At 71.2% G+C, this 21,448-nt stretch carries 22 protein-coding genes; 14 read left to right on the top strand and 8 right to left on the bottom strand.

The window, feature by feature from the left end; all coding sequences use genetic code 11:
- Window positions 1-48 precede the first annotated feature (48 nt).
- The 6 genes from O7624_RS09645 (at window position 49) to O7624_RS09620 (ending at window position 5,963) form a co-directional block, all read left to right on the top strand.
- Complete coding sequence (locus tag O7624_RS09645; protein ID WP_282239739.1) at window positions 49-843, top strand: hypothetical protein; 795 nt, start codon at window positions 49-51, stop codon at window positions 841-843.
- A 122-nt stretch (window positions 844-965) separates the two neighbouring features.
- Window positions 966-1,304 carry a metalloregulator ArsR/SmtB family transcription factor gene (locus O7624_RS09640; protein ID WP_093401775.1) on the top strand — a complete coding sequence of 113 codons (339 nt, stop codon included), beginning with the start codon at window positions 966-968 and terminating at the stop codon, window positions 1,302-1,304.
- A gap of 41 nt (window positions 1,305-1,345) precedes the next feature.
- On the top strand, window positions 1,346-3,055 hold the full coding sequence (locus O7624_RS09635; protein ID WP_282240590.1) for a SulP family inorganic anion transporter: 1,710 nt from the start codon (window positions 1,346-1,348) through the stop codon (window positions 3,053-3,055).
- A 192-nt stretch (window positions 3,056-3,247) separates the two neighbouring features.
- Window positions 3,248-4,240, top strand: a complete 993-nt coding sequence (locus O7624_RS09630; protein ID WP_282239738.1) for an AbfB domain-containing protein — start codon at window positions 3,248-3,250, stop codon at window positions 4,238-4,240.
- A gap of 125 nt (window positions 4,241-4,365) precedes the next feature.
- Complete coding sequence (locus tag O7624_RS09625) at window positions 4,366-4,737, top strand: YciI family protein (RefSeq protein WP_093401773.1); 372 nt, start codon at window positions 4,366-4,368, stop codon at window positions 4,735-4,737.
- Window positions 4,725-5,963, top strand: coding sequence for a DUF6596 domain-containing protein (locus O7624_RS09620; protein WP_282239737.1), 1,239 nt, complete (start codon window positions 4,725-4,727; stop codon window positions 5,961-5,963). The genes O7624_RS09625 and O7624_RS09620 overlap by 13 nt, the downstream gene beginning before the upstream one ends.
- Window positions 5,964-6,006: 43 nt before the next feature.
- On the opposite strand, the gene O7624_RS09615 is transcribed toward O7624_RS09620, so the two are convergent.
- From O7624_RS09615 to O7624_RS09595, 5 genes are all read right to left on the bottom strand, one after another.
- Window positions 6,007-6,432, bottom strand: coding sequence for a hypothetical protein (locus O7624_RS09615; RefSeq protein WP_093401771.1), 426 nt, complete (start codon window positions 6,430-6,432; stop codon window positions 6,007-6,009).
- Entirely contained in the window at window positions 6,419-7,072 is a 654-nt protein-coding gene (locus O7624_RS09610) for a hypothetical protein (RefSeq protein WP_282239736.1), read from the bottom strand. The genes O7624_RS09615 and O7624_RS09610 overlap by 14 nt, the downstream gene beginning before the upstream one ends.
- Window positions 7,069-7,329: a hypothetical protein gene (locus O7624_RS09605; protein WP_282239735.1), complete on the bottom strand. Its 261-nt coding sequence runs from the start codon at window positions 7,327-7,329 to the stop codon at window positions 7,069-7,071. The genes O7624_RS09610 and O7624_RS09605 overlap by 4 nt, the downstream gene beginning before the upstream one ends.
- A gap of 15 nt (window positions 7,330-7,344) precedes the next feature.
- Entirely contained in the window at window positions 7,345-7,608 is a 264-nt protein-coding gene (locus O7624_RS09600; protein WP_093402034.1) for a hypothetical protein, read from the bottom strand.
- A gap of 112 nt (window positions 7,609-7,720) precedes the next feature.
- Complete coding sequence (locus O7624_RS09595; protein ID WP_282239734.1) at window positions 7,721-7,960, bottom strand: hypothetical protein; 240 nt, start codon at window positions 7,958-7,960, stop codon at window positions 7,721-7,723.
- Window positions 7,961-8,225: 265 nt separating this feature from the next.
- On the opposite strand from O7624_RS09595, the gene O7624_RS09590 reads away from it, so the two are divergent.
- The 3 genes from O7624_RS09590 to O7624_RS09580 are packed head-to-tail and all read left to right on the top strand — an operon-like array spanning window position 8,226 to window position 9,366.
- Complete coding sequence (locus O7624_RS09590) at window positions 8,226-8,444, top strand: hypothetical protein (RefSeq protein WP_282239733.1); 219 nt, start codon at window positions 8,226-8,228, stop codon at window positions 8,442-8,444.
- A 50-nt stretch (window positions 8,445-8,494) separates the two neighbouring features.
- The gene (locus tag O7624_RS09585) at window positions 8,495-8,899 is read left to right on the top strand and encodes an AraC family transcriptional regulator (protein ID WP_093401767.1); all 405 of its coding nucleotides are present in this window, start codon (window positions 8,495-8,497) and stop codon (window positions 8,897-8,899) included.
- Window positions 8,900-8,934: 35 nt separating this feature from the next.
- Window positions 8,935-9,366, top strand: a complete 432-nt coding sequence (locus O7624_RS09580) for a VOC family protein (RefSeq protein ID WP_093401766.1) — start codon at window positions 8,935-8,937, stop codon at window positions 9,364-9,366.
- Window positions 9,367-9,428: 62 nt separating this feature from the next.
- Here O7624_RS09580 and O7624_RS09575 read toward each other — a convergent pair whose 3' ends face one another.
- From O7624_RS09575 to ilvD, 3 genes are all read right to left on the bottom strand, one after another.
- Complete coding sequence (locus O7624_RS09575) at window positions 9,429-10,673, bottom strand: endonuclease/exonuclease/phosphatase family protein (protein WP_282239732.1); 1,245 nt, start codon at window positions 10,671-10,673, stop codon at window positions 9,429-9,431.
- A gap of 113 nt (window positions 10,674-10,786) precedes the next feature.
- Window positions 10,787-11,257 (bottom strand): hemerythrin domain-containing protein, encoded by a 471-nt coding sequence (locus O7624_RS09570; protein WP_282239731.1) that lies wholly within the window; start codon window positions 11,255-11,257, stop codon window positions 10,787-10,789.
- Between the two features lie 168 nt (window positions 11,258-11,425).
- Window positions 11,426-13,273 carry a dihydroxy-acid dehydratase gene (gene ilvD / locus O7624_RS09565; protein WP_282239730.1) on the bottom strand — a complete coding sequence of 616 codons (1,848 nt, stop codon included), beginning with the start codon at window positions 13,271-13,273 and terminating at the stop codon, window positions 11,426-11,428.
- Window positions 13,274-13,383: 110 nt separating this feature from the next.
- Here ilvD and O7624_RS09560 point away from each other — a divergent pair, with 110 nt between their 5' ends.
- The 5 genes from O7624_RS09560 (at window position 13,384) to serA (ending at window position 21,396) form a co-directional block, all read left to right on the top strand.
- Window positions 13,384-15,792 (top strand): EAL domain-containing protein, encoded by a 2,409-nt coding sequence (locus O7624_RS09560; RefSeq protein WP_282239729.1) that lies wholly within the window; start codon window positions 13,384-13,386, stop codon window positions 15,790-15,792.
- 185 nt (window positions 15,793-15,977) lie between these two features.
- On the top strand, window positions 15,978-17,849 hold the full coding sequence (locus tag O7624_RS09555) for an acetolactate synthase large subunit (protein WP_282239728.1): 1,872 nt from the start codon (window positions 15,978-15,980) through the stop codon (window positions 17,847-17,849).
- Window positions 17,850-17,911: 62 nt separating this feature from the next.
- Window positions 17,912-18,427 (top strand): acetolactate synthase small subunit, encoded by a 516-nt coding sequence (ilvN, locus tag O7624_RS09550; protein ID WP_093401760.1) that lies wholly within the window; start codon window positions 17,912-17,914, stop codon window positions 18,425-18,427.
- A gap of 82 nt (window positions 18,428-18,509) precedes the next feature.
- Entirely contained in the window at window positions 18,510-19,523 is a 1,014-nt protein-coding gene (gene ilvC / locus O7624_RS09545) for a ketol-acid reductoisomerase (RefSeq protein WP_093401759.1), read from the top strand.
- A gap of 274 nt (window positions 19,524-19,797) precedes the next feature.
- Window positions 19,798-21,396 (top strand): phosphoglycerate dehydrogenase, encoded by a 1,599-nt coding sequence (serA, locus tag O7624_RS09540; protein ID WP_093401758.1) that lies wholly within the window; start codon window positions 19,798-19,800, stop codon window positions 21,394-21,396.
- Window positions 21,397-21,448 lie beyond the last annotated feature (52 nt).

Below are 21,448 nucleotides of genomic sequence, written 5' to 3'. Positions count from 1 at the left end.
GCGGCGCTCAGGCCGGCGTCCTTGGCGAAAACGAGAGGAGCAGCGGCCATGGCCCTGGCGGATGCGTTGACCAAGGCTCCGACAGACGTTCCGGAGCTTGCCGTGGCCGAGCCGCCGGCCCCGTCGGACCTGCTCCAAGCGGTGGTTGACGCCGTCTTCGGCCCCGGCAGTGTTGTCGCCTGGTTCGTCGGTCTGTTGATTCTCGTCGGGCTCTGGCTGAGATTCGGGCTTGACATCTACCGCGGTGCCCGGCAGGCGGGCGAGACGATCCGGGCCGCGGTCCGGATCAGCCTCCAACACCTGAGCCGGCACCCTCGGCACCGGATCGTGGCGGCCTTCGCGACGACCCTGTTCGGTCTGGCCGTTCAGGCAGTATGGGTGTTCGCCACCTTCGCGTTCGTGTGTGCCGTGTCGGCGGCCGTGGGCGCAGCCGACCCGGCCGACCCCCTGCGTTGGGACCGCTTCACCGGCTCGTACACGATGACCTGCGTTCTTTTGCTGGTGGCCGCCTACGTGTTGGCCGTCGCCCGGCAGGACCGTCATGTCTCCTGGCTGGCCGTCCCGCCGGCCGCGCTGCCGATCGCCACGGGGGCGGTCGTCGCTCTGATCGCCCTGGTCGTGACGGTCGCCTATCTGCTCTCGTGGTTGTTCGTGCTGGTCGCGACGCTCTTCACCGATCGGGCGGAGGGACCCGATTTCCTTGACGACATGGTCGGGATGTGGGCGGTGGTGGTCGTCCTCGTCCTGCTGGCCCTCGGTGGATTTCTGGCAATGTGGCTCTCGGCTGTCACGGTGTCTGCGTGGCGGGGGCCGGCGCAGGAGCCGACCGGTGACCCGGAGTAGGCAGTGAGGTGCGGCGGCTCCGACCGGGGTTCGCCGCACCGGGTGTTCCCGACCTGTAGAGTTGAAGAATTTCGCAAGTGCTAAAGTCTTCAGGGTGGCAGCATCCGAAGGGGGAGCGTGGCGTGTCGGTGCCGCTGTACCAGGCGAAGGCGGAGCTGTTCCGCACCCTCGGGCACCCTGTCCGGATCCGGGTGCTGGAACTGCTCCAGGACGGCCCCAGGCCGGTGCGGGACCTGCTGGCCGCCATCGACGTCGAGGCGTCGAACCTCTCCCAGCAGCTCGCCGTGCTGCGCCGGGCCGGCATGGTCACGTCGCACCGGGACGGCCCCCTGGTGATGTACGCGCTGAGCACGCCCGACGTGGCCGACCTGCTGGCCGCCGGGCGGCGGATCCTCGGCGCGGTGCTCACCGACCGGGACGGGCTGCTCGACGAGTTGCGTGCCGGCGGACCGGACCGGTGACGGCCACCGACGTCGGTCCGGCCCGCTCGGCCGGACCCGCCCTGTCCGCCGCCTGGCGTCGGGTCCGCGACCTGCTGCCGGGCCGCGCCGACTGGCAGGCGGTACGCCGCTCACCCCGCCGTGACCTGGTCGCCGGGCTCACCGTCGCCGTGGTCGCGTTGCCGTTGGCGCTCGCCTTCGGGGTCACGTCCGGGCTCGGCGCGGAGGCCGGACTGATCACCGCCGTGGTCGCCGGTGCGGTGGCGGCCGTCTTCGGCGGCTCGAACCTTCAGGTGTCCGGCCCGACCGGCGCGATGACCGTGGTGCTGGTGCCGGTCGTGGCGCAGTTCGGGGCGACCGGGGTGCTGATGGTCGGCGCGCTGGCCGGGTTGATCCTGATCGCTCTGGCCCTCGCCCGCCTCGGCCGCTACGTCCGCTACCTGCCGGTGCCGGTGATCGAGGGCTTCACCGCCGGCATCGCCGTGGTCATCGCCCTGCAACAGGTGCCAGCCGCGCTCGGCGTCACTGACGCGCAAGGCGAGAAGGTGTGGGCGGTGGCGGCCGACGCGGTCACCCGGTTCGTCGTACACCCCCGGCCGGTCGCCGTCGCGGTGGCCCTCGGTGTCGCGGCGGTGATGCTGCTCGGTGCCAGGTGGCGTCCCGGGCTACCCTTCTCGCTGCTGGCCGTGGCCGCCGCCACGCTGCTCGCCGAACTCGTGCCGGTCGACCTGGTCCGGATCGGCGCGCTGCCGCAGGGGCTGCCCGCTCCGTCGCTGGACTTCCTCGACCTTTCGGCGGTGGGTGTGCTGCTGCCCGCCGCACTCGCGGTAGCGGCGCTGGCCGCGTTGGAAAGTCTGCTCTCGGCAACCGTCGCCGACGGGATGACCGTCGGCCAGCGACACGATCCGGACCGCGAACTCTTCGGTCAGGGCCTGGCCAACCTGGCCTCTCCGCTGTTCGGTGGCATCCCGGCCACCGCGGCCATCGCACGTACCGCCGTCAACGTCCGGGCCGGAGCGGCCTCCAAACTGGCGGCGCTGACCCACGCGGTGGCGCTGGCCGTGATCGTGCTGGCTGCCGCCCCACTGGTGGGCCGCATCCCGCTCGCCGCCCTGGCCGGCGTGCTGCTGGCCACCACCGTACGGATGGTCGAGGCCGCGTCGCTAAGGGCACTGGCCCGATCCACCCGGGGCGACGCGCTCGTGCTGGTGCTGACATTCGCCGTCACGGTGATCTGGGACCTGGTCACCGCCGTGGCCGTCGGCGTCGGGGTCGCGGTCGTCGTGGCACTGCGCGCCATCGCCCGCAGCGCGAGACTCGAACAGGTGCCGCTCGACTCCGGCGAGCACACCGCCGAGGAGCGGGCCCTGCTCGCCGAACACATCGTGGCCTACCGGCTCGACGGCCCGCTGTTCTTCGCCGCCGCGCACACCTTCCTGCTCCGGCTCTCCGACGTCGCGGACGTACGGGTGGTCATCCTGCGGATGTCCCGGGTATCCACCATCGACGCCACCGGCGCCCACGTGCTCGGCGACGCCATCCGCCGACTCCAGGGGCGCGGCATCACCGTGCTGCTCTCCGGCATCGTGCCCGGTCACGACCAGGTGCTCGACGCTCTCGGCGTGGCCGACCAGCTGCGCCGCGACGGACTGGTCTTCTCCGACACACCGGCCGCCATCGCGTACGCCAGGAACCTCGCGTTGGCCCCGGCCGGTGACCGGTACTGGCATCAATCCGGCGAAGGTGAGAGTGTGTCCGCTGCGGTCCTTTGATCATGTCCGGGTCAGGCGTGTGCGCTGAACAAGCAGGGGAGCACCATGTCCCAGAACGGCAACGCTCGGTCACACCTGCGGATAGGTGGCTGGCTTCCCGGGACGAGCCGACCCGGTTCGGGTTCTGATCATTGGGACTCCGGTACGCAGCATCAGCTGGTCAGACCCCGGCGGACCACATCTTCTCCACCGTTGACCGGCATCGCGCCGTCGACCGTCCCGCCTCCGGGCGGGTACGCCGGTCGGACCATCGACGCCTACCCGGTAGCCGAAGAACCCGTCCCCGAGCACGCCCGCGACGCAGCGCCAACCGCCGCCACGGGCAACCAGGGTGCGACCATCGGGAGGCCCCGCCCACGGCGTACGCAGGTGCTGGGCGGTGCCGCCCTCGTCGTCGTCACCGCCGTCATCGGGGTGATGGCGCTGCGCGACGGGACGTCCCAGGAGCCGATCCGCAGCGAGTTCGTCGCCGGGATGCCCCGTCCCGACGGTGCCGCGGATGGCCCTGCCGTCGACTCGCTGCCCGACACGGACGGCACCGGCTCCCGAGGCGACAGTGGCGTCTTGCAGAACCCGACCACCGACCCTGTCGTCCGGCCCGGCCTCAACCCGCGTACCGACGGCAGCGACGCGGACGACGCCGGCTCGACCGGCCCCGGCAGCCCACCGGCCAGCCCGGCCGCCAAGAACCCACCACCGGCCCCGAGCATCCCCGAAACACCTGCCAAACCGGCCGGGCCGGCGCTGGTTCCCGGTGCCCGGATCGGTCTGGAACCTGCCGGCTCGCCCGGACACCGGGTACGGCATGCCAACTTCCAGGCCCGAGTCGATCCGGTGAATGCCGCCAGCAGCGCCGGCACGAGAGCCGACGCCGCGTTCATCGTCCGGTCCGGTCTCGCCAGCGACAGTTGCGTCTCCTTCGAGTCGGTCAACTTCCCCGGCCACTACCTGCGACACTCCGACTTCCGGGTGTTCCTGCACCGCGCCGACGGCAGCGCCCTGTTCCGCGCCGACGCCACGTTCTGCCCGGTCACCGGCATCGGCGGACGACACACGTCACTGCGGTCGCACAACTACCCGGATCGGTACCTGAGCCACGACCCCCATCAGCAGATGCGGATCTCCCCGATCGGTGGCGGTGCCGGATCCTCGACGGCCACCTTCCGAATCCGTCCCGCCGGGTAGCCTCCCCGCCGCGCACGAACCGGCGCGGAAGTCGGCGCGGCTGCCCTCGGTGGCGATTCGGGCAGCCGTCGTTCGTCATCTCGGTGCGGGCCCCATGGCCCACACTGGGAGCGAAGGAGACGACCATGCGTTATGCGCTGCTGATTCACTACCGCGAGCCGGGCGAGGGTGAGCTGTCCGACGAGATCGTCGCCGAGGCGAGGGCGGCCTTCGACGCGTACGGTCGGGCGCTGGTGTCGGCCGGGGTGTTGCTGGCGGCCGACGTGTTGCAGCCGACCGCGGCGACGACGACCGTCACCCGTAGGGACGGTGACCTACGCGTGCAGGACGGCCCGTTCGCGGAGACCAGGGAGGCGCTGGCCGGGGTGTTTCTCCTCGACGTACCGGACCTCGACGCCGCGATCGGCTGGGCGGAGAAGTGCCCGGCCGCGCAGTGGGGTGTGGTGGAGGTACGCCCGAGCGCGACGGCGATCGTCGACGGGGTATGGACGAGCTGACCGTCGGCGACGGAGGGTGGGCAGCCGCGACTGTCGCGGCCCGCGACAGTTACGGGCGGCTGCTCGCCCTGTTGGCCGCGTCGACAAGTGACCTCGCCGCCGCCGAGGACGCCCTGGCCGACGCCTTCGAGCGGGCCCTGCGGACCTGGCCCGACCGGGGCGTGCCGGAGAGTCCCGACGGGTGGCTGCTGACCGTGGCGCGTAACCGGCTGCGGGACCTGTGGAAGTCGGCGCACCGGCAGCGCACCGTCCCGCTCGACGTGGAGCGGGACGCCCCCGTACACCTCGATGACCTCGACCTCGACGCCGTCCCGGACCGGCGGCTGGAGCTGATGCTGGTGTGCGCGCACCCGGCGATCGAGCGGGCCGTGCACACCCCGCTCATGCTCAACACGGTGCTCGGTTTCACGGCCGCCCAGGTCGGCCGGGCCTACTCGGTGCCGGCGTCGACGATGGCAACCCGCCTGGTCCGGGCGAAGCGGCGCATCAAGGCCGCCCGGATCCCGTTCCGCATCCCCGACCGCGGCGATCTGCCGGATCGGATGGCGGCGGTGCTGGAGGCGGTCTACGGGGCGTACGTCATCGACTGGACGACGACCGGCCCGGAAGCCCGGCAGGTCCCCACCGAGGCCCTGCACCTGGCCGAGGTACTGACGACGCTGGTGCCCGACGACCCGGAGGCGCACGGGCTCGCCGCCCTCGTCCAGCTCTCGTCCGCGCGGTTACCCGCCCGCCTCGACGCAGACGGGCGGTTCGTGCCGCTGGCCGAGCAGGACCCGTCGCGCTGGGACGACCACCTGATCCACCGGGCACACGAGCACCTACGCGCCGCGCACGCGCGCGGGCAGGTCGGCCGCTTCCAACTTGAGGCCGCCGTCCAGGCCGTGCACTGCGCCCGGCGGGAGACCGGCACCACCGACTGGCCGGCGCTGCTGGACCTGCACCGTGCCCTCCATGCGGTGGCGCCGTCGCTCGGCGGTGCGGTCGCCTACGCGGTCGCCACCGCCGAGGTCGAGGGCCCGGCGGCCGGGCTGACCCGGCTCGACGAGCTGCTGGGCGACCGGGCCCGACGCTTCCAGCCGGCCCGGGCTGCCCGCGCTCACCTGCTCGAACGGCTCGGCCACCATGGCGAGGCGGTCGCCGCGTACGCGAGCGCGATCGACCTCACCCACGACCCCGCCGAGCGGGCACACCTCCAGCACCGCCGTTCGCTCCTGCCCGGCTGAGCAGTCCCGGACTGCCTCAGCAGTCAGCGGGTGCCCGCGGTGCTCAGGGGCGGGCGGCCAGGTTGACGGCCTCCGCGAGGAGGGCGTCCAACTCGTCGTCCGACAGGTTCTCCTCGGTGAGGATCTTCTGCACGGTGGCCGCCTGGATGCGGCCGATCATCTCCTGGCTCATCGAGTAGTCGAGCGCCGGGTCGATGATGGACATGATGAGCTGCTCGGCGGCCTCGGCGCTGATCTCGGGACCACCGTTGGCGAGCCCGGCGCGTAACTCACCGACGAAGGCGATGGCCTCGGCGCGGCTGGCGGTGTCGCCGAAGCGGCGGTCAACGGCGAGGAAGAAGACCGCCGCGAGGTAGCGCGGAAGGCCGTCCCAGCCTTCGGCGTCAAGCTTGGCCTCAACCGCGTCGTTAGCGGCGTAGTCGCCGCGAACCATCGTGCGGATGTACTCGGGCAGTTCAGGCTTGATCATTGTTGTCCCGCTTCCTCGCTCGTCGGGCTTTGCCATGGTTCCATATCGCCTTCACGGTCACCGCCAACGCGCCAGCCGCCATCACCGCAGCGGTCACCGGGTTGTCGACATGTGGTCGATCCTGTCCCGGCGTAGGCCCAGGGCTCGTCGTCCCACTCGTGGTTCCGCCTTGGCCGTCGCCATGTTGCTTGAAGAACTTGAACACTTCTCGGGCGCTGGCCTCGGCGTTCTTCAGGCTGTCCTCGGTGTCGTCGGCCTTCTGGACCTGCTTGCGCCAGGCGATGTCGGCACGCCGCCCACGTCGCTCAGCCTCGGTCACCACGCGTTCACCGGACGGCGAGGCCACATCATCTGGTTCGGTGGGCGCGGCACCGGGGGCGATCGTGTTGACGTACGCGGTGATGTTGCGGGCAGCCTCAGACAGCAGGCGGGCGTATCGGCCGGCTTTGTCTCGGGCCACCTCGGCGTCCGTGACGGCGGCGCGTAGCCGCTTGTCGTTGCTTCCCCGCTGCACCTCGATCAGCCGCGCCAAAGCCACCTCGGCGTCCGTCCGGGCGCGCAGCGCGGTGACCGCTGCGGCATCAAGGTTTCCGCGTACGGCGAGAAGCTGCGCGACCAGCTCGGCGATGCTGCCGCTCATCCGAGTCGGGTGCGGTAGTCGCTCGCGTGTTCGGCGGTGTGGTCGAAGCGGCGGCGAGTCGGTTCGACCTCTGCCTTGGCGGCGGCGAGTGCCTGATGGGTGTCGGTCACGTACTGGTGTTGGCTGTCGCTCAGCACAGCGTTCGCCGTTCGGGTTGCCGCTTCGGCCTCGGAGACGGCCTTATCGAACACCCGTCGTCCCTGGCGCGCGGCTTCGATGGCGGCGCGCAGGGCCGCCTTGACCTCGCCGACACTCATGGTGGTGGTCGGTGATCAGCCGAGGATGCCGACGTAGCGGCGGGCAGCCTCCGAGCTGCCCTGCACGAGGGTCACAGCCTCGGCCAGGCGCTGCTTGCTCTGCTCACCGCGGGCAATGGCCTCGGCGATCGCCGGATGGCCGGTGCCGGCGGCGACGGCACGTAGCCGGGCCAGCATCTGCTCGGTGTTCTCGGCGGCGGCGCGGATCTGGTTGATCGTCACGTTGCCCTGCTCGGCTGCCTGCATCAGTGCCGCCTTGACCTCTTCGATACTGGCCATGCCGCCCCCCGTCTGCTGATTGTGGACCCGGATCACCATTACGTGGCCGGACGGACACTATCGGAGATGAATGCAGCTCGCAGCCCGGTGACTACAGGTGGTCAGCTGCGGGTCATGCCACGTCGGGCAATGAACCCTTGCGATCGCGTCTCGGCGACGAAGAAGCATTGTCGGCGGGAAGGTGGCCAGCGGCGAAGGGCTCGTTGACCGCGATAGCGGTGGCCGCAACGATCGTCTGGCTGTCGCCGCGCCAACCGGTCGTCTCCAAACCGTCCAGGATCTGGTCTACCGTGCCCCAGCCGCGACGCGCCATCGCGCGGATCAGGTCGCTGAACTCGGCTCGTCCGCTCACGGTTTCACGTCCCCGGCGATATCCGGTACGGACCTCCACTCGCAGCCCGACACAAGGGTCAGATCGAGGACCGCCGGAACGTAGCAGGGGCTCTCAACCGTCAATCTTGGAAAGTTCCCGTTCGCGAAGAACGGGAACTTTCCAAGATCTCGGTGTCCTGTAGGCGGGGATCCTTCTGCCGGCTGCATTCCAGGGCCTCGGTGACGGCGTCGAGGGTCACCTCGGCCTCGGTACGCAGGTCACGCACTACGCCGTCGCCGACGCCGTGCCGACCGACCTGGCGGTGCCGATCCAGGTGCCCGCCGCCGCGCCGAACGACCTGGTCGCCGACCCGGTGCCGGCGCTGCTGCGGCTGGCCGCCCGGCACGCCGGTCTGACCCTGACCGTCCGCTTCACCCGTGCCGGCTGCACCCTGCACCGCCACGACGGCGACGGCGTAGTTGTGGTTGCCACCGCCCCCGACCTGGACATCAGTGAGCGGTGAGAAGATGAAAGGGAGCGACCGGCCGGGGCGCGGCGGGCGGGGAGGTGCGGGTGAGCAGGGCGGTCGAGGAGACGAATCGGGCGATGTTGCGCGCCCGGGACGCCATGGACCGGGCGTACGCTCAACCGCTGGACATCCCCACCCTGGCGCGGATCGCGCACGTCTCCGAGGCGCACTTCATCCGCACCTTCCGGGCCACCTTCGGTGAAACCCCGCACCGCTACCTGCAACGGCGTCGGGTGGAGCGGGCCATGTACCTGCTGTTGCACACCGGTCAGGACGTCACGGAGATCTGCACGGCTGTCGGTTTCGGCAGTCTCGGCACGTTCAGCCGTACCTTCCGGCAGATCATCGGTGAGTCGCCCACCGACTACCGTAAGCGGCGGACGGCGCCCGTCGCGCCGGTGCCGGGCTGCTTCACGAAGGCGTGGACCAGACCGAGCAGTTTTGGATAAGCAGCAGGTCAGAGCGTTGCACTAGCGTTTCGGACATGACGATGAACGCGATCAGCCGCTCCCAGATCTACGTCCTCGACCAGGACGAGGCGCTCGACTTCTACATCGGCAAGCTCGGCCTTGAGTTGAACACGGATCAGGATCTCGGCTTCATGCGTTGGCTCACGGTCAACATCCCTGGCGACCGGCAGCGGGAGATCCTGCTGGAGAAGCCGGGCCCGCCGAACCTGGACCCGGCCACCGCCGAGCAGGTCCGCGAGCTGCTCTCCAAGGGCGCCGCGGGTGGCTTCCTCTTCATGACCACCGACGACGCCCACAAGACGTACGAGGAGTTGGTCGCGAAGGGGGTCGACATCACCGACGAGCCGATGGAACGGCCGTACGGCATCGACTTCGGCATCCGCGACCCGTTCGGCAACCAGATCCGCATCGGGCAGATGTTCGACCGGAAGGCCGAGCACTGCTGAAGTCCTGGAAGCAGCTCTGTCTGGCCCCGGCGCCGGTCACCGACGCCGGGGCAGGCGACACCTCAGCGCCGCAGGTCGAGCCAGACCAGCCGGTGGTCGGAGGTGGGGAAGCCGCCCGGCAGGGCCGGGTCGTAGTCGCCGACCAGCCGGAACAGCGGGTCACCCGGCACCGGCCAGAAGATTCCGGTGGCGCGGACCGGCAGGCCCCGGCTCGGTAGCAGGTAGTCGACCCGCAGGTTGCCGGGGCTGGTGTCGGCGAAGTCGGCGGTGTCGAAACGCGGGTCGCTGCGGTGGTCGAGGTTGGCGCCGCCCTGCCGCCGCGCCGCCGCGGTGCCGCCTGCGCTGGCCGGCACGACCCGGTCGTTGATCCGGGGGTGGTCGAGCAGCTGCTGCGCCGCGCCGGGCAGGCTGTCACCGTCGTACGGGTCGGAGTTGAGGTCCCCGGCGATCACGAAGGCCGCCCCCGGCCGCAACCCGCCGCGTCGCCCGGTGTCGTCGTAGATGTAGCCGGCCCGCCACGGCGAGACGTAGTCGGCCCAGAAGCGGATCTCGTCGTGGTTGCGGCGGCCGTTGCGGTCCTCCGGCCCGTCGAAGACCGGCGGCGTGGGGTGGCTGGCCAGCAGGTGCACGGTACGGCCGGGCAGCCGGACCGGCACGTCCCAGTGGCTCTTGGAGGACAGCCGCACGTCGGCCAACTCGGCCGGGGAGTACCAGTCTGCGGGCGCGGGGGTTGCCAGGTCGTCGGGCAGCAACGCGCCGGGCATGTCCCGCCAGCGGAACGTCTGGAAGGTGCGCACCCGGGCCAGGTCGATCGGGTACGCCGAGTAGACCGCCATGCCGTACTGGCCGGGGAAGAGCCCGAAACCGTAGGCGTCGTCGGGCCCACCAACGGTCCCGTCGTTGTTGAGATCGTGTCCGGAGGGGACACCGGTGTTCGACGGGGCCGCGTAACGGTACGGGTAGCGGATCGCCCGGGTGCCGTTGCGCGGCACGGAGAGGTAGTTGTCCTGGAACAACGCCAACGCCCGCCCCTGCGGGTCGTAGTCGAACTCGTTGATCAGCAGCACGTCCGGGCGTACCCGCTGGATCACCTCGGCGACGTTGCCGGCCTGCGCGTCGTTCCGCCCGGACAGGTCGGCGACCAGCCCGCCGGCGGCGCCCCGGTTCAGCGAGGCGTTGAAGGTCGCCACCCGCAGCGTGCCCGGTTGCCCCCTACCCGCACTGGCCGGCGACGGCACCACGACCGCCGCCGTCGTGGCGAGCAGCGCCGCCGTGATCGCGGCGCTGACCTTCCGCTTCGCACCCATCGACACCCTCCCGATCCACGATCAACGATCGCCACGCTACCGGGAGCGGCATGACGCCAGGGTGAACCGCGATCGACGATCCGCCGCCTCCCACGGGAGCCGTCTCCCTCGGTTCACAGTGGACCGAGGACGTCGTGCGGGTCGGCGTCCAGGGCGAGCGTGTCGAGGACCGTCAGTAGCTGGCGTTCCTCGTAGCGGAAGTGGCTTTCCATGATGGCGGCGATGCCCTCGACGTGGCGGTCGAGTTCGGCCGGGGAGGCGGCCCGGTCCACGGCGGCCTGTAGACCCGCGAGCAGATGCGCGATCATCGAGTGGTCCTGTTTCAGGTACCGCAGGGTGTCGCGCAGCTCCGGATGGGCGGCGGCGATCGCCGGGAACAGTTCGCGGTCCTCGCCCTCGTGGTGCCCGGTCAGGGCGGCACAGAAGCCGTGACAGAACAGCAGCAGGTCACGGGTGGCTGGTCCGGCCGCCTCGCCACTGGCCAGTGCGTTGCGGGTCAGGTGCAGGGCTTCGCGCAGCCGATCGTGCACGCTGCGAAGCTCGTGGCTCCAGGCGACGAGCCTGGTCTTCTCGCCCTCAGTCACAGGAGGGCGAAGGCACCGACTGTGTCATCGTCGTGGTCCTTCGTATCCGGCGCCTCCATGCCTGACACGGCCTGCCACCGGCACGCGACGCTGCCCCCACGCTACCCGAGCCGGGGCGGTTACGAGGGCCCGGATGGCCCGGCGCCGGCGGCCAGGCCATCCGGCCGGTCACTCCGGGACGCGGCGGTAGGCGCCGTCGCTGGCGGAGGTGGCCATCGAGGCGTACGCGCGCAGCGCCGCCGACACCGGACGCTGCCGGTCGACCGGGGTGTACGGGCGGTCCCGCTTCTCCTGGGCGACCCGGCGGGCGTCCAGCACGTCGGCCGGCACGTTCAGCTCGATCGAGCGGGCCGGGATGTCGATGACGATCTCGTCGCCCGGCTCGACCAGCGCGATCAACCCGCCGGAGGCGGCCTCGGGGGAGGCGTGCCCGATGGAGAGCCCGGAGGTGCCGCCGGAGAACCGGCCGTCGGTCAGCAGGGCGCAGGCCCGGCCCAGCCCCCGTCCCTTGAGGAACGAGGTGGGGTAGAGCATCTCCTGCATGCCGGGACCACCCTTCGGCCCCTCGTAGCGGATCACCACCACGTCCCCGGCGACGATCTCCTTGGCCAGGATGGCGGTCACCGCGTCGTCCTGCGACTCGTAGACCTTTGCCGGGCCACGGAAGGTCAGGCACTCCTCGGGCACCCCGGCGGTCTTCACCACACAGCCCTCCGGCGCGAGGTTGCCGTAGAGGATGGCCAGCCCGCCGTCGGCGGTGTACGCGTGCTCCCGGTCCCGGATGCAGCCGCCGGCCGCGTCGGTGTCCAGCGACGACCAGCGGTTGGTGGTGGAGAACGGCTCGGTGGTGCGCACCCCGCCCGGTGCGGCGTGGAACAGCTCGATCGCCTCGGGCCTGGCGGTGCCGCCGCGCACGTCCCAGTCGGCCAGCCAGCCCTCAAGCGTGGGGGAGTGCACCGCGTGCACGTCCCGGCGCAGCAGGCCGGCGCGGTCGAGTTCGCCGAGGATGGCCGGGATGCCACCGGCGCGGTGCACGTCCTCCATGTGGTACTGCGGCGAGTTCGGAGCGACCTTCGCCAGGCACGGCACCCGGCGGGAGATGGCGTCGATGTCCGCCACGGAGAAGTCCAGCTCGGCCTCGCGGGCGGCGGCCAGCAGGTGCAGGATCGTGTTCGTCGACCCACCCATCGCCACGTCCAGCGCTACGGCGTTCTCGAACGCGGCCCGGGAGGCGACCTCGCGGGGCAGCACCGAGGCGTCGTCGCCGTCGTACCACCGCTTGGCGATCTCCACGGCGGTGCGGCCGGCCTCGACGAAGAGCGACCGGCGGGCGGCATGGGTGGCCAGCGTCGAGCCGTTGCCCGGCAGCGCCAGCCCGATCGCCTCGGTGAGACAGTTCATCGAGTTCGCGGTGAACATGCCGGAGCAGGAGCCGCAGGTGGGGCAGGCGGACCGCTCGATCTCGCCGAGCTGCTCGTCGGTGACGGCCTCGTTCGAGGAGGCGATCATCGCGTCGATCAGGTCGATCTTGCTGTGCACGATCCCCTCGATCGCCACCGTCTTGCCGGCCTCCATCGGGCCGCCGGAGACGAACACGGTGGGGATGTTCAGCCGCAGCGCAGCCAGCAGCATGCCCGGGGTGATCTTGTCGCAGTTGGAGATGCAGACCAGAGCGTCCGCGCAGTGTGCGTTGACCATGTACTCGACCGCGTCGGCGATCAACTCCCGGCTGGGCAGGGAGTAGAGCATGCCGCCGTGGCCCATGGCGATGCCGTCGTCGACCGCGATGGTGTTGAACTCCCGGCCCACCCCGCCGGCTTCGGCCACCGCGTCGGCGACCAGGCCGCCCATGTCCTTGAGGTGTACGTGGCCCGGCACGAACTGGGTGAAACTGTTCGCGATGGCGACGATCGGCTTGCCGAAATCGTCGTCGGTCATCCCGGTGGCCCGCCAGAGGGCCCGGGCGCCGGCCATCGTCCGACCGTGCGTGGAGGTCTTCGACCGCAGCTCAGGCATGTGTACCAGTCTGACACCGCCGGCGCGGCCCGGACACCGGCGTCGCGCCGTGTCCCAACAGATGCACACCCGATCCCCACAGCTGGCATCGATCCGGCAGAGTTGAGGTCGTGCACACACCCCCGGCCATGATCGGCGCTGCGGTGCTGAGCGCGCTGATCGCCCTGACGGCCGGCGTGCTGCTCGCCGCCGCCGTCCGGCGCCGGGCCACGCCGCACCGACCGGCGTACGCGGTGCTGGCCGTCGGTGGCGCGTTCGCGGTGGTGACCATGCTGGTCGGGGCAGCCGTCGCGGTGACGATGAGCGGGCACTGGGCACACGAGCAGCACCAGCGCACCACCTGGGCCACCCTGGTGGCGCTCGGCACGGCCACCGGCGGCCTGCTGTTCTGCTTCGGCCTGCTCCGACTGCCCGGGGTGACCGGCTCGGTGCCCTCGGCGGCCCGGCTCGCGCTGGACGGCGTGATCGTGGGCACCGCGCTGTGGTTCGTCGGCTGGGTGCTGTTCTCCGAGCCGACCCGGCTGCTCGGCGACGCGACGCCGACCGCCTGCCCGTCGATTCTGCTCGCCTCGGTCAGCGCGGCGTTGAGCGCCGGCCTCTCCGCGATCATGGTGCTTCGGGCGCCCGCGCCCCGACGCTGCCTGGCTGTGCTGGGCACCGGCATCACCGCCGCGTCGGTGGGTGGGTTGGGTGTAGCGGCCGGGCTCTGCCAGGCCGGGCCGGCACTGGCGCTGGCCGGTGCGGTGGTGCTCGCGGTGGGGCTGCTGGTCGCCGCGGTGGCGGCCTACCGCATCGATCCGCCGGGCCAACTCGCCATCGACGTGATCCGCCACGACGGCGAGTACGCCTTCGTGCCGATGGGCGCCCTGGCCGCCTCGGCGATGTACCACCTCCTGCAGGACGGCCGGTTCGACGGGTTGGCCATCGCGGCCGGCAGCGTCGAGGGCTTCGCCCTGGTCGCCCGGCAGTACCTCACCCTGCACGACGTGCGGGCCTACGCCCGCCGGCTGGCCGACCGGGAGGCGCACTTCCGGCAGCTCGCGCACACCGACGCGCTCACCGGCCTGGCCAATCGTCGCGGCCTGCTGCGGGCCCTGCACCGGTGCGCCGAGGAGCGGGTGCCGTGCGTACTGCTCGGGCTGGACCTGGACGGCTTCAAGAACGTCAACGACATGCGGGGCCACGACGTCGGCGACGCCGTCCTGGCCGAGGTGGGCCGGCGGCTGCGCGGCAATCTGCGCCCCGGTGATCTCGCGGCCCGGCTCGGTGGTGACGAGTTCGCGGTGCTCATGCGCGGAGGCCCGGCCGGGGCGGGAGTGGTCGCGGAGCGGCTGTTGCGGGTCCTCGGTGGCGCCTACGAGCAGCCCGAGGCACCCGTCTTCCTCTCGGTCAGCATCGGCCTGGCCGGCTGGGCCGACGAGCCCGACGTCGAGCTGCTGCTACGGCACGCGGATCTGGCGCTGCGCTACGCCAAGCAATGTGGCAAGAACCGGATCGAGCGCTACGACGGCGCGTACGACCGGCTGCTGCGCCGGCGCACGACGCTGGAGCATGAGCTGCGCGGCGCGATCGAGCGCGACGAGCTGCGGCTGGTTTTCCAGCCGGTGGCCTCCCTGCCGTCGGTACGCCCGGTCGGCGCGGAGGCGCTGCTGCGGTGGCGTCACCCCGAGCTGGGCAACGTCCGGCCGGACGAGTTCATCCCGCTCGCCGAGGAGAGCGGGATGATCGCCAAGCTGGGCGCCTGGGTGCTGCATCAGGCCTGCTATCAGCTGTCCCGCTGGCTGGCCGAGGGCCACGACGTCTGGGTGTCGGTGAACGTCTCCCCGCGTGAGCTGCACGCCCCCGAGTACGTGGTGCAGGTCGCCGAAGCGCTGCGCGCCCATCACGTGCCGCCGCAGCGGCTGGTGCTGGAGATCACCGAGCACGCGGTCGCCACCGACCTCGACGAGCTGATCCGGCGGCTGACCGCGCTGCGGCTGACCGGCGTGCGGATCGCCCTGGACGACTTCGGTGCCGGCTACTCCTCGCTCAACCAGCTCCGCCGACTTCCGATCGACATCCTCAAGATCGATCATGGGCTGGTGGCCGAGCATGAGCCCGTCCAGCCGGAAGGGCGTGACGGCCCGGCCTTCGCCCCGATGGTGGACATCGTGATGCGGTTGGGTCACCAGTTCGGCCTTGAGGTGATCGCCGAGGGGGTGACCACGCCCACCGAGATGGCCGCCGTGGTGGCCGCCGGCTGCCGGTTCGGCCAGGGCGCGCTGTTCGGCTGGGGCGTACCGGCCGAACACCTGGAGGCGATGCTGGACGCGGCCACGTCGCCCGGTGCCCGGCCGGCCCGTCCCACGGCGGGCGCCCCACTTCCGCGACCCGTCGGGCCGCCCGCGCCGAGGCGGGGTGAGAGCGTCTCCGGGCAGGTCGTGCCCGGTCCGATCGGCGTGCCAGGCGGCGACGCGCCGACATCCGTGAACCAAAATGTGGGATCAGTTGACTCATCGCGTGAGATGCGTCAGGCTTGAGCCCATGTCGTCGTACCGGTCGCTGCGAGTACTTACCTGAGCGCACTCTCCCTGACTGAGAGTGCGCTGGCCCCGTGCATCTGGCACGTGGGCCTTTTTCTTGCCGTCGAACCAATCGAACGCTGGCCCCGCCCGCGTTCCACAGTGTGAGCAGCCCCACCCACTCCAGCCGAAGGCCAACCGCCATGACGAGACCCACGCCCGAGACACTCGCCCATTCCGCCCGGCGCGCCCGCACCGCCGCCGAGGCGTCGGGTGACGCCGACCAGACCCGCGCCGCCTCGCCGGCCGTCCCGGTGGCGCGTCCCGCCCCGGCCCAGGTGTCCGGTGCCGGCTCACTTGTGCGCTCCCTGGAGGCACTCGGCGTAGACGTCGTCTTCGGTATCCCGGGCGGCGCGATCCTGCCGGCGTACGACCCGCTCTACGACTCGACCGTGCGGCACATCCTGGTCCGGCACGAGCAGGGCGCCGGCCACGCCGCCACCGGGTACGCCCAGGCCACCGGCCGGGTCGGGGTGTGCATCGCCACCTCCGGTCCGGGCGCGACGAACCTGGTCACCCCGATCGCCGACGCGTACATGGACTCGGTGCCGCTGGTGGCGATCACCGGCCAGGTGGCCCGCCCGTCGATCGGCACCGACGCCTTCCAGGAGGCGGACATCCAGGGCATCACGCTGCCGATCACCAAGCACAACTTCCTGGTGCAGGAGGCCAGCGAGATTCCCCGGGTGCTGGCCGAGGCGTTCCACCTGGCCTCGACCGGGCGTCCCGGGCCGGTCCTGGTGGACATCCCCAAGGACATCCTTCAGGCGCCGACCACCTTCGTCTGGCCGCCCACCCTGGACCTGCCCGGTTACCGGCCGACGCTGCACCCGCACGGCAAGCAGATCCGCGAGGCGGCACGGCTGATCGGTGCCGCCCGCCGACCGGTGCTCTACGTCGGCGGCGGCGTGCTCAAGGCCGGCGCCACCGAGGGGCTGCGCCGGCTGGCCGAGCTGACCGGGATCCCGGTGATCACCACGCTGATGGCGCTCGGCGCGTTCCCCGACTCGCACCGGCAGCACCTGGGCATGCCCGGCATGCACGGCACCGTCGCCGCGGTCTACGGGCTGCAGAAGGCCGACCTGATCGTGGCGCTGGGCGCCCGGTTCGACGACCGGGTCACCGGAAAGCTGGACTCCTTCGCGCCGGACGCCACGATCGTGCACGCCGACATCGATCCGGCGGAGATCGGCAAGAACCGGCACGCGGACGTGCCGATCGTCGGCGACGCCCGGCACGTCATCGACGAGCTGGTCGCGGCGGTCACCGCCGAACGCGCGGCGGGGCGTACCACCGACATCGCCGACTGGTGGACGCAATTGGACGACCTGCGCGAGCGCTACCCGCTGGGCTACGAGGAGCCGTCGGACGGCACCCTCTCCCCGCAGTACGTGATCAAGCGACTGGGTGAGATCGCCGGTCCGGACACGATCTACGTTGCCGGTGTGGGCCAGCACCAGATGTGGGCCTCCCAGTTCATCTCGTACGAGAAGCCGCAGACCTGGCTCAACTCCGGCGGCCTCGGCACCATGGGCTACGCGGTGCCGGCGGCGATGGGTGCCAAGGTGGGCCGGCCGGACACGGTGGTCTGGGCGATCGACGGCGACGGCTGTTTCCAGATGACCAACCAGGAGTTGGCCACCTGCGCCCTGGAGGGCATCCCGGTCAAGATCGCCGTCATCAACAACGGCAACCTCGGCATGGTCCGGCAGTGGCAGACGCTGTTCTACAACGAGCGCTACTCCAACACGGAGCTGGGCACCCACAAGCACCGCATTCCGGACTTCGTCAAGCTGGCCGAGGCGCTCGGCTGCGTCGGGCTGCGCTGCGAGACCGCCGAGGAGGTGGACCGGACCATCGAGATGGCCATGTCCATCAACGACGCGCCGGTGGTCATCGACTTCGTGGTCGGCAAGGACGCCATGGTCTGGCCCATGGTCCCGGCCGGCACCAGCAACGACGAGATCATGTTCGCCCGCGGCGTCCGCCCGGCCTTCGACGAGGACGATATCTAGGTCATGGCCGATTGCACCGAGCGCAGCGAGGGCCATGAGGACATGACAAGGAAGGCACAGCCGTGACCATTCACACCCTCTCCGTCCTGGTGGAGAACAAGCCAGGCGTGCTGGCCCGGGTCTCCGGGCTGTTCTCCCGGCGCGGGTTCAACATCGACAGTCTCGCGGTCGGCGAGACCGAGAACCCGGACGTCTCGCGGATCACCATCGTGGTCAACGCGGAGTCCTCGCCGTTGGAACAGGTCACCAAGCAGCTCAACAAGCTGGTCAACGTACTCAAGATCGTCGAACTGGACCCGGGCACCTCGGTGGCCCGCGAGCTGCTGCTGGTGAAGGTGCGCGCGGACCGCAACGCCCGAGGCCAGGTCCTGGAGACGGTAAACCTGTTCCGGGCCCGGGTGGTCGACGTGGCCGCCGACACCCTCACGGTCGAGGCGACCGGCACCCCGGACAAGCTCGACGCGCTGCTGCGCGACCTTGAGCCCTTCGGCATCAAGGAGATGGTCCAGTCGGGCCTGGTGGCGATCGGGCGCGGCTCGCGCGCGATCACCGCCGGCCCGGCCCTGCGGGCCGCCTGACCCCACCTCGGCCCGGGTCCGCGTGACCGGGCCGGCCACCAGCCACGACGGGCCGCTGCGGCCGCCGTACGAAAGGGAAGTCATGAGCGTTGAGGTGTACTACGACGACGACGCCGACCTGGGCCTGATCCAGGCGAAGAAGGTCGCCGTGATCGGGTACGGCAGCCAGGGCCACGCCCACGCGTTGTCGCTGCGCGACTCCGGTGTCGACGTGGTGATCGGTCTGCCGGCGGGCTCGAAGAGCCGGCCGAAGGCCGAGGAACAGGGGCTGCGGGTGCTCACCCCGGCCGAGGCGGCGGCCGAGGCCGACGTGATCATGGTCCTCGCGCCGGACACCGCGCAGCGTCACATCTACGCCGAGTCGATCGCGCCGAACCTCAGCGCGGGCAAGGCGCTGTTCTTCGGCCACGGGTTCAACATCCGGTACGGGCTGATCAAGCCGCCGGCCGGGGTGGACGTGGCGATGGTCGCCCCGAAGGGCCCCGGTCACCTGGTCCGCCGGCAGTACGTCGACGGCAAGGGCGTGCCCTGCCTGGTCGCCGTCGAGCAGGACGGCAGCGGCAGCGCGTTCGCGCTGGCCCTGTCGTACGCCAAGGGCATCGGCGGCACCCGGGCCGGCGCGATCAAGACCACCTTCACCGAGGAGACCGAGACCGATCTCTTCGGCGAGCAGGCGGTGCTCTGCGGTGGTGCGGCGGCACTGGTGCAGACCGGTTTCGAGGTGCTCACCGAGGCCGGTTACGCGCCCGAGGTGGCCTACTTCGAGTGCCTGCACGAGCTGAAGCTGATCGTGGACCTGATGTACGAGGGCGGTATCGCCCGGATGCGTTACAGCGTCTCCGACACCGCCGAGTACGGCGACCTCTCCCGTGGGCCGCGGGTCATCGACGGCCGGGTCAAGGAGGAGATGCGCAAGATCCTCGGTGAGATCCAGAACGGCGAGTTCGCCCGCGAGTGGGTGGCCGAGGACGAGGCCGGGCGGCCCAACTACAACAAGTGGCGCAGCGAGGGCGCGGCGCACCCGATCGAGGAGACCGGCGCGAAGCTGCGCGGCATGATGAGCTGGGTGGACCGGCCGATCACCGAGACCGCCTGAGCGCTTTCCCCAACGGCACCCGACCCCGGCGTTCTCCCCGACGCCGGGGCCGGGTGCCGTGCTGTCTCCACGTGGTAAACGATCGTTAACACGCACGTCACGTCCGGTTTGTGAGGGCACTCACCCCGCGCTCCGGGGTACGCCGGGCGGCCCGCCCCCTACGATCGCGGGTAGGTGCTCCAGGCGGCACCTGACGGCCATGGCCCGGAGCGCGCCGGGCGCAGCGCAGCGCCCAGCCCCCGGCCGACCGCTCTGACGACATCTACGAGGACCAATGACTCCTGTCGTACTGATCGCCGAAGAACTCGCCCCCGCCGCCATCGAGGTGCTCGCCCACGACTTCGACGTCCGGCACGTGGACGGCACCGACCGCCCGGCCCTGCTCTCGGCGCTCTCCGAGGCCGACGCCGTCATCGTCCGCAGTGCCACCCAGATCGACGCCGAGGCGATCGCCGCCGCTCCCCGGCTCAAGGTCGTCGCCCGGGCCGGTGTCGGCCTGGACAACGTCGAGGTACCGGCCGCCACCGCACGGGGCGTCATGGTCGTCAACGCACCCACCTCCAACATCGTCTCCGCCGCCGAGCAGGCCGTCGCGCTGCTGCTCGCGGTCGCCCGCAACACCGCCAGCGCCAGCGCAGCGCTCAAGGCGGGGGAGTGGAAGCGGTCGAAGTACACGGGTGTGGAGCTCCAGGGCAAGACCGTCGGCGTGGTCGGTCTCGGCCGCATCGGCGTGCTGTTCGCATCCCGGATCGCCGCCTTCGGCACCCGGCTCATCGCGTACGACCCGTACATCCAGCCGGCCCGGGCCGCGCAGCTCGGCGTACGCCTGGTGGGTCTGGAGGAGCTGCTGCGGGAGAGCGACTTCATCTCGATCCACCTGCCGAAGACCCCCGAGACGGTGGGCCTGATCGGTGAGAAGGAGCTGTCCATCGTCAAGCCGGGCGTGCGGATCGTCAACGCTGCCCGGGGCGGGCTGATCGACGAGCAGGCCCTCGCCGACGCGCTCGCCGAGGGCCGGGTCGCCGGTGCCGGGGTGGACGTCTACGCCAAGGAGCCGTGCACCTCCTCGCCGCTGTTCGCCTTCGACAACGTGGTGGCCACCCCGCACCTGGGCGCCTCCACCGCCGAGGCGCAGGACAAGGCCGGCCTGGCGGTCGCCAAGAGCGTGAAGCTCGCACTGCAGGGCGAGTTCGTGCCGGACGCGGTAAACGTGCAGGCCGGCGGCGTGGTCGCCGAGGACGTCCGGCCGCTGCTGCCGCTGGCCGAGAAGCTCGGCCGCGCCTTCACCGCGGTGGCCGGCGGGGTCGCCGCCAGCGTCACCGTCGAGGTGCGTGGCGAGATCGTCGAGCACGACGTGTCGGTGCTCAAGCTCGCCGCCACCAAGGGACTGTTCAGCTCGGTGGTGGAGGAGCAGGTGACCTACGTCAACGCTCCGCACCTCGCCGCGCAGCGCGGGGTGGAGGTGTCGCTGGACACCCAGACCGAGACCGCCGACCACCCCGTCCTGGTCACCGTGCGCGGCGCGCTGCCCGACGGCCGCACGGTCAGTGTCTCCGGCACCGTCACCCAGGCCGGCACCCGCGACGTCATCAAGCTGACCGAGGTGGACGGCTTCGACGTGGAGATCGGTGCCGAGGGCATCCTGCTCTTCCTCCGCTACGCCGACCGCCCGGGCGTGGTCGGCACCGTCGGCACCCTGCTCGGCCAGGCCGGCGTCAACATCGCGGCGATGCAGGTGGCCCGCCGGGAGGCCGGCGGTGAGACGCTGATGACCCTCACCGTGGACCAGGCGCTCGGTGCCGACCTGCTCACCTCGGCCGCCGACTCGATCGGCGCCACCTCGGCCAGCGCTGCCGACCTGCGCGACGAGTAGCCACCCGAACGCTCCAGACACGCCACGACGGGGCCCGGCCTACGGCCGGGCC

The organism is Verrucosispora sp. WMMD1129 (assembly GCF_029581255.1).
Lineage (GTDB): Bacteria > Actinomycetota > Actinomycetes > Mycobacteriales > Micromonosporaceae > Micromonospora > Micromonospora sediminimaris.
Note: the sequence above shows the minus strand (reverse complement) of the source record. Positions and strands in the feature narration are given on the sequence as shown.

Bases quoted from the DNA above. Each gene is read 5' to 3' on its own strand.
- O7624_RS09645 (WP_282239739.1), top strand. From the start codon at position 49: ATGGCCCTGGCGGATGCGTTGACCAAGGCTCCGACAGACGTTCCGGAG.
- O7624_RS09625 (WP_093401773.1), top strand. From the start codon at position 4,366: ATGCGTTATGCGCTGCTGATTCACTACCGCGAGCCGGGCGAGGGTGAG.
- O7624_RS09620 (WP_282239737.1), top strand. From the start codon at position 4,725: ATGGACGAGCTGACCGTCGGCGACGGAGGGTGGGCAGCCGCGACTGTC.
- O7624_RS09615 (WP_093401771.1), bottom strand. From the start codon at position 6,432: ATGATCAAGCCTGAACTGCCCGAGTACATCCGCACGATGGTTCGCGGC.
- O7624_RS09610 (WP_282239736.1), bottom strand. From the start codon at position 7,072: ATGAGCGGCAGCATCGCCGAGCTGGTCGCGCAGCTTCTCGCCGTACGC.
- O7624_RS09605 (WP_282239735.1), bottom strand. From the start codon at position 7,329: ATGAGTGTCGGCGAGGTCAAGGCGGCCCTGCGCGCCGCCATCGAAGCC.
- O7624_RS09600 (WP_093402034.1), bottom strand. From the start codon at position 7,608: ATGGCCAGTATCGAAGAGGTCAAGGCGGCACTGATGCAGGCAGCCGAG.
- O7624_RS09580 (WP_093401766.1), top strand. From the start codon at position 8,935: ATGACGATGAACGCGATCAGCCGCTCCCAGATCTACGTCCTCGACCAG.
- O7624_RS09575 (WP_282239732.1), bottom strand. From the start codon at position 10,673: ATGGGTGCGAAGCGGAAGGTCAGCGCCGCGATCACGGCGGCGCTGCTC.
- ilvD (WP_282239730.1), bottom strand. From the start codon at position 13,273: ATGCCTGAGCTGCGGTCGAAGACCTCCACGCACGGTCGGACGATGGCC.
- O7624_RS09555 (WP_282239728.1), top strand. From the start codon at position 15,978: ATGACGAGACCCACGCCCGAGACACTCGCCCATTCCGCCCGGCGCGCC.
- ilvC (WP_093401759.1), top strand. From the start codon at position 18,510: ATGAGCGTTGAGGTGTACTACGACGACGACGCCGACCTGGGCCTGATC.
- serA (WP_093401758.1), top strand. From the start codon at position 19,798: ATGACTCCTGTCGTACTGATCGCCGAAGAACTCGCCCCCGCCGCCATC.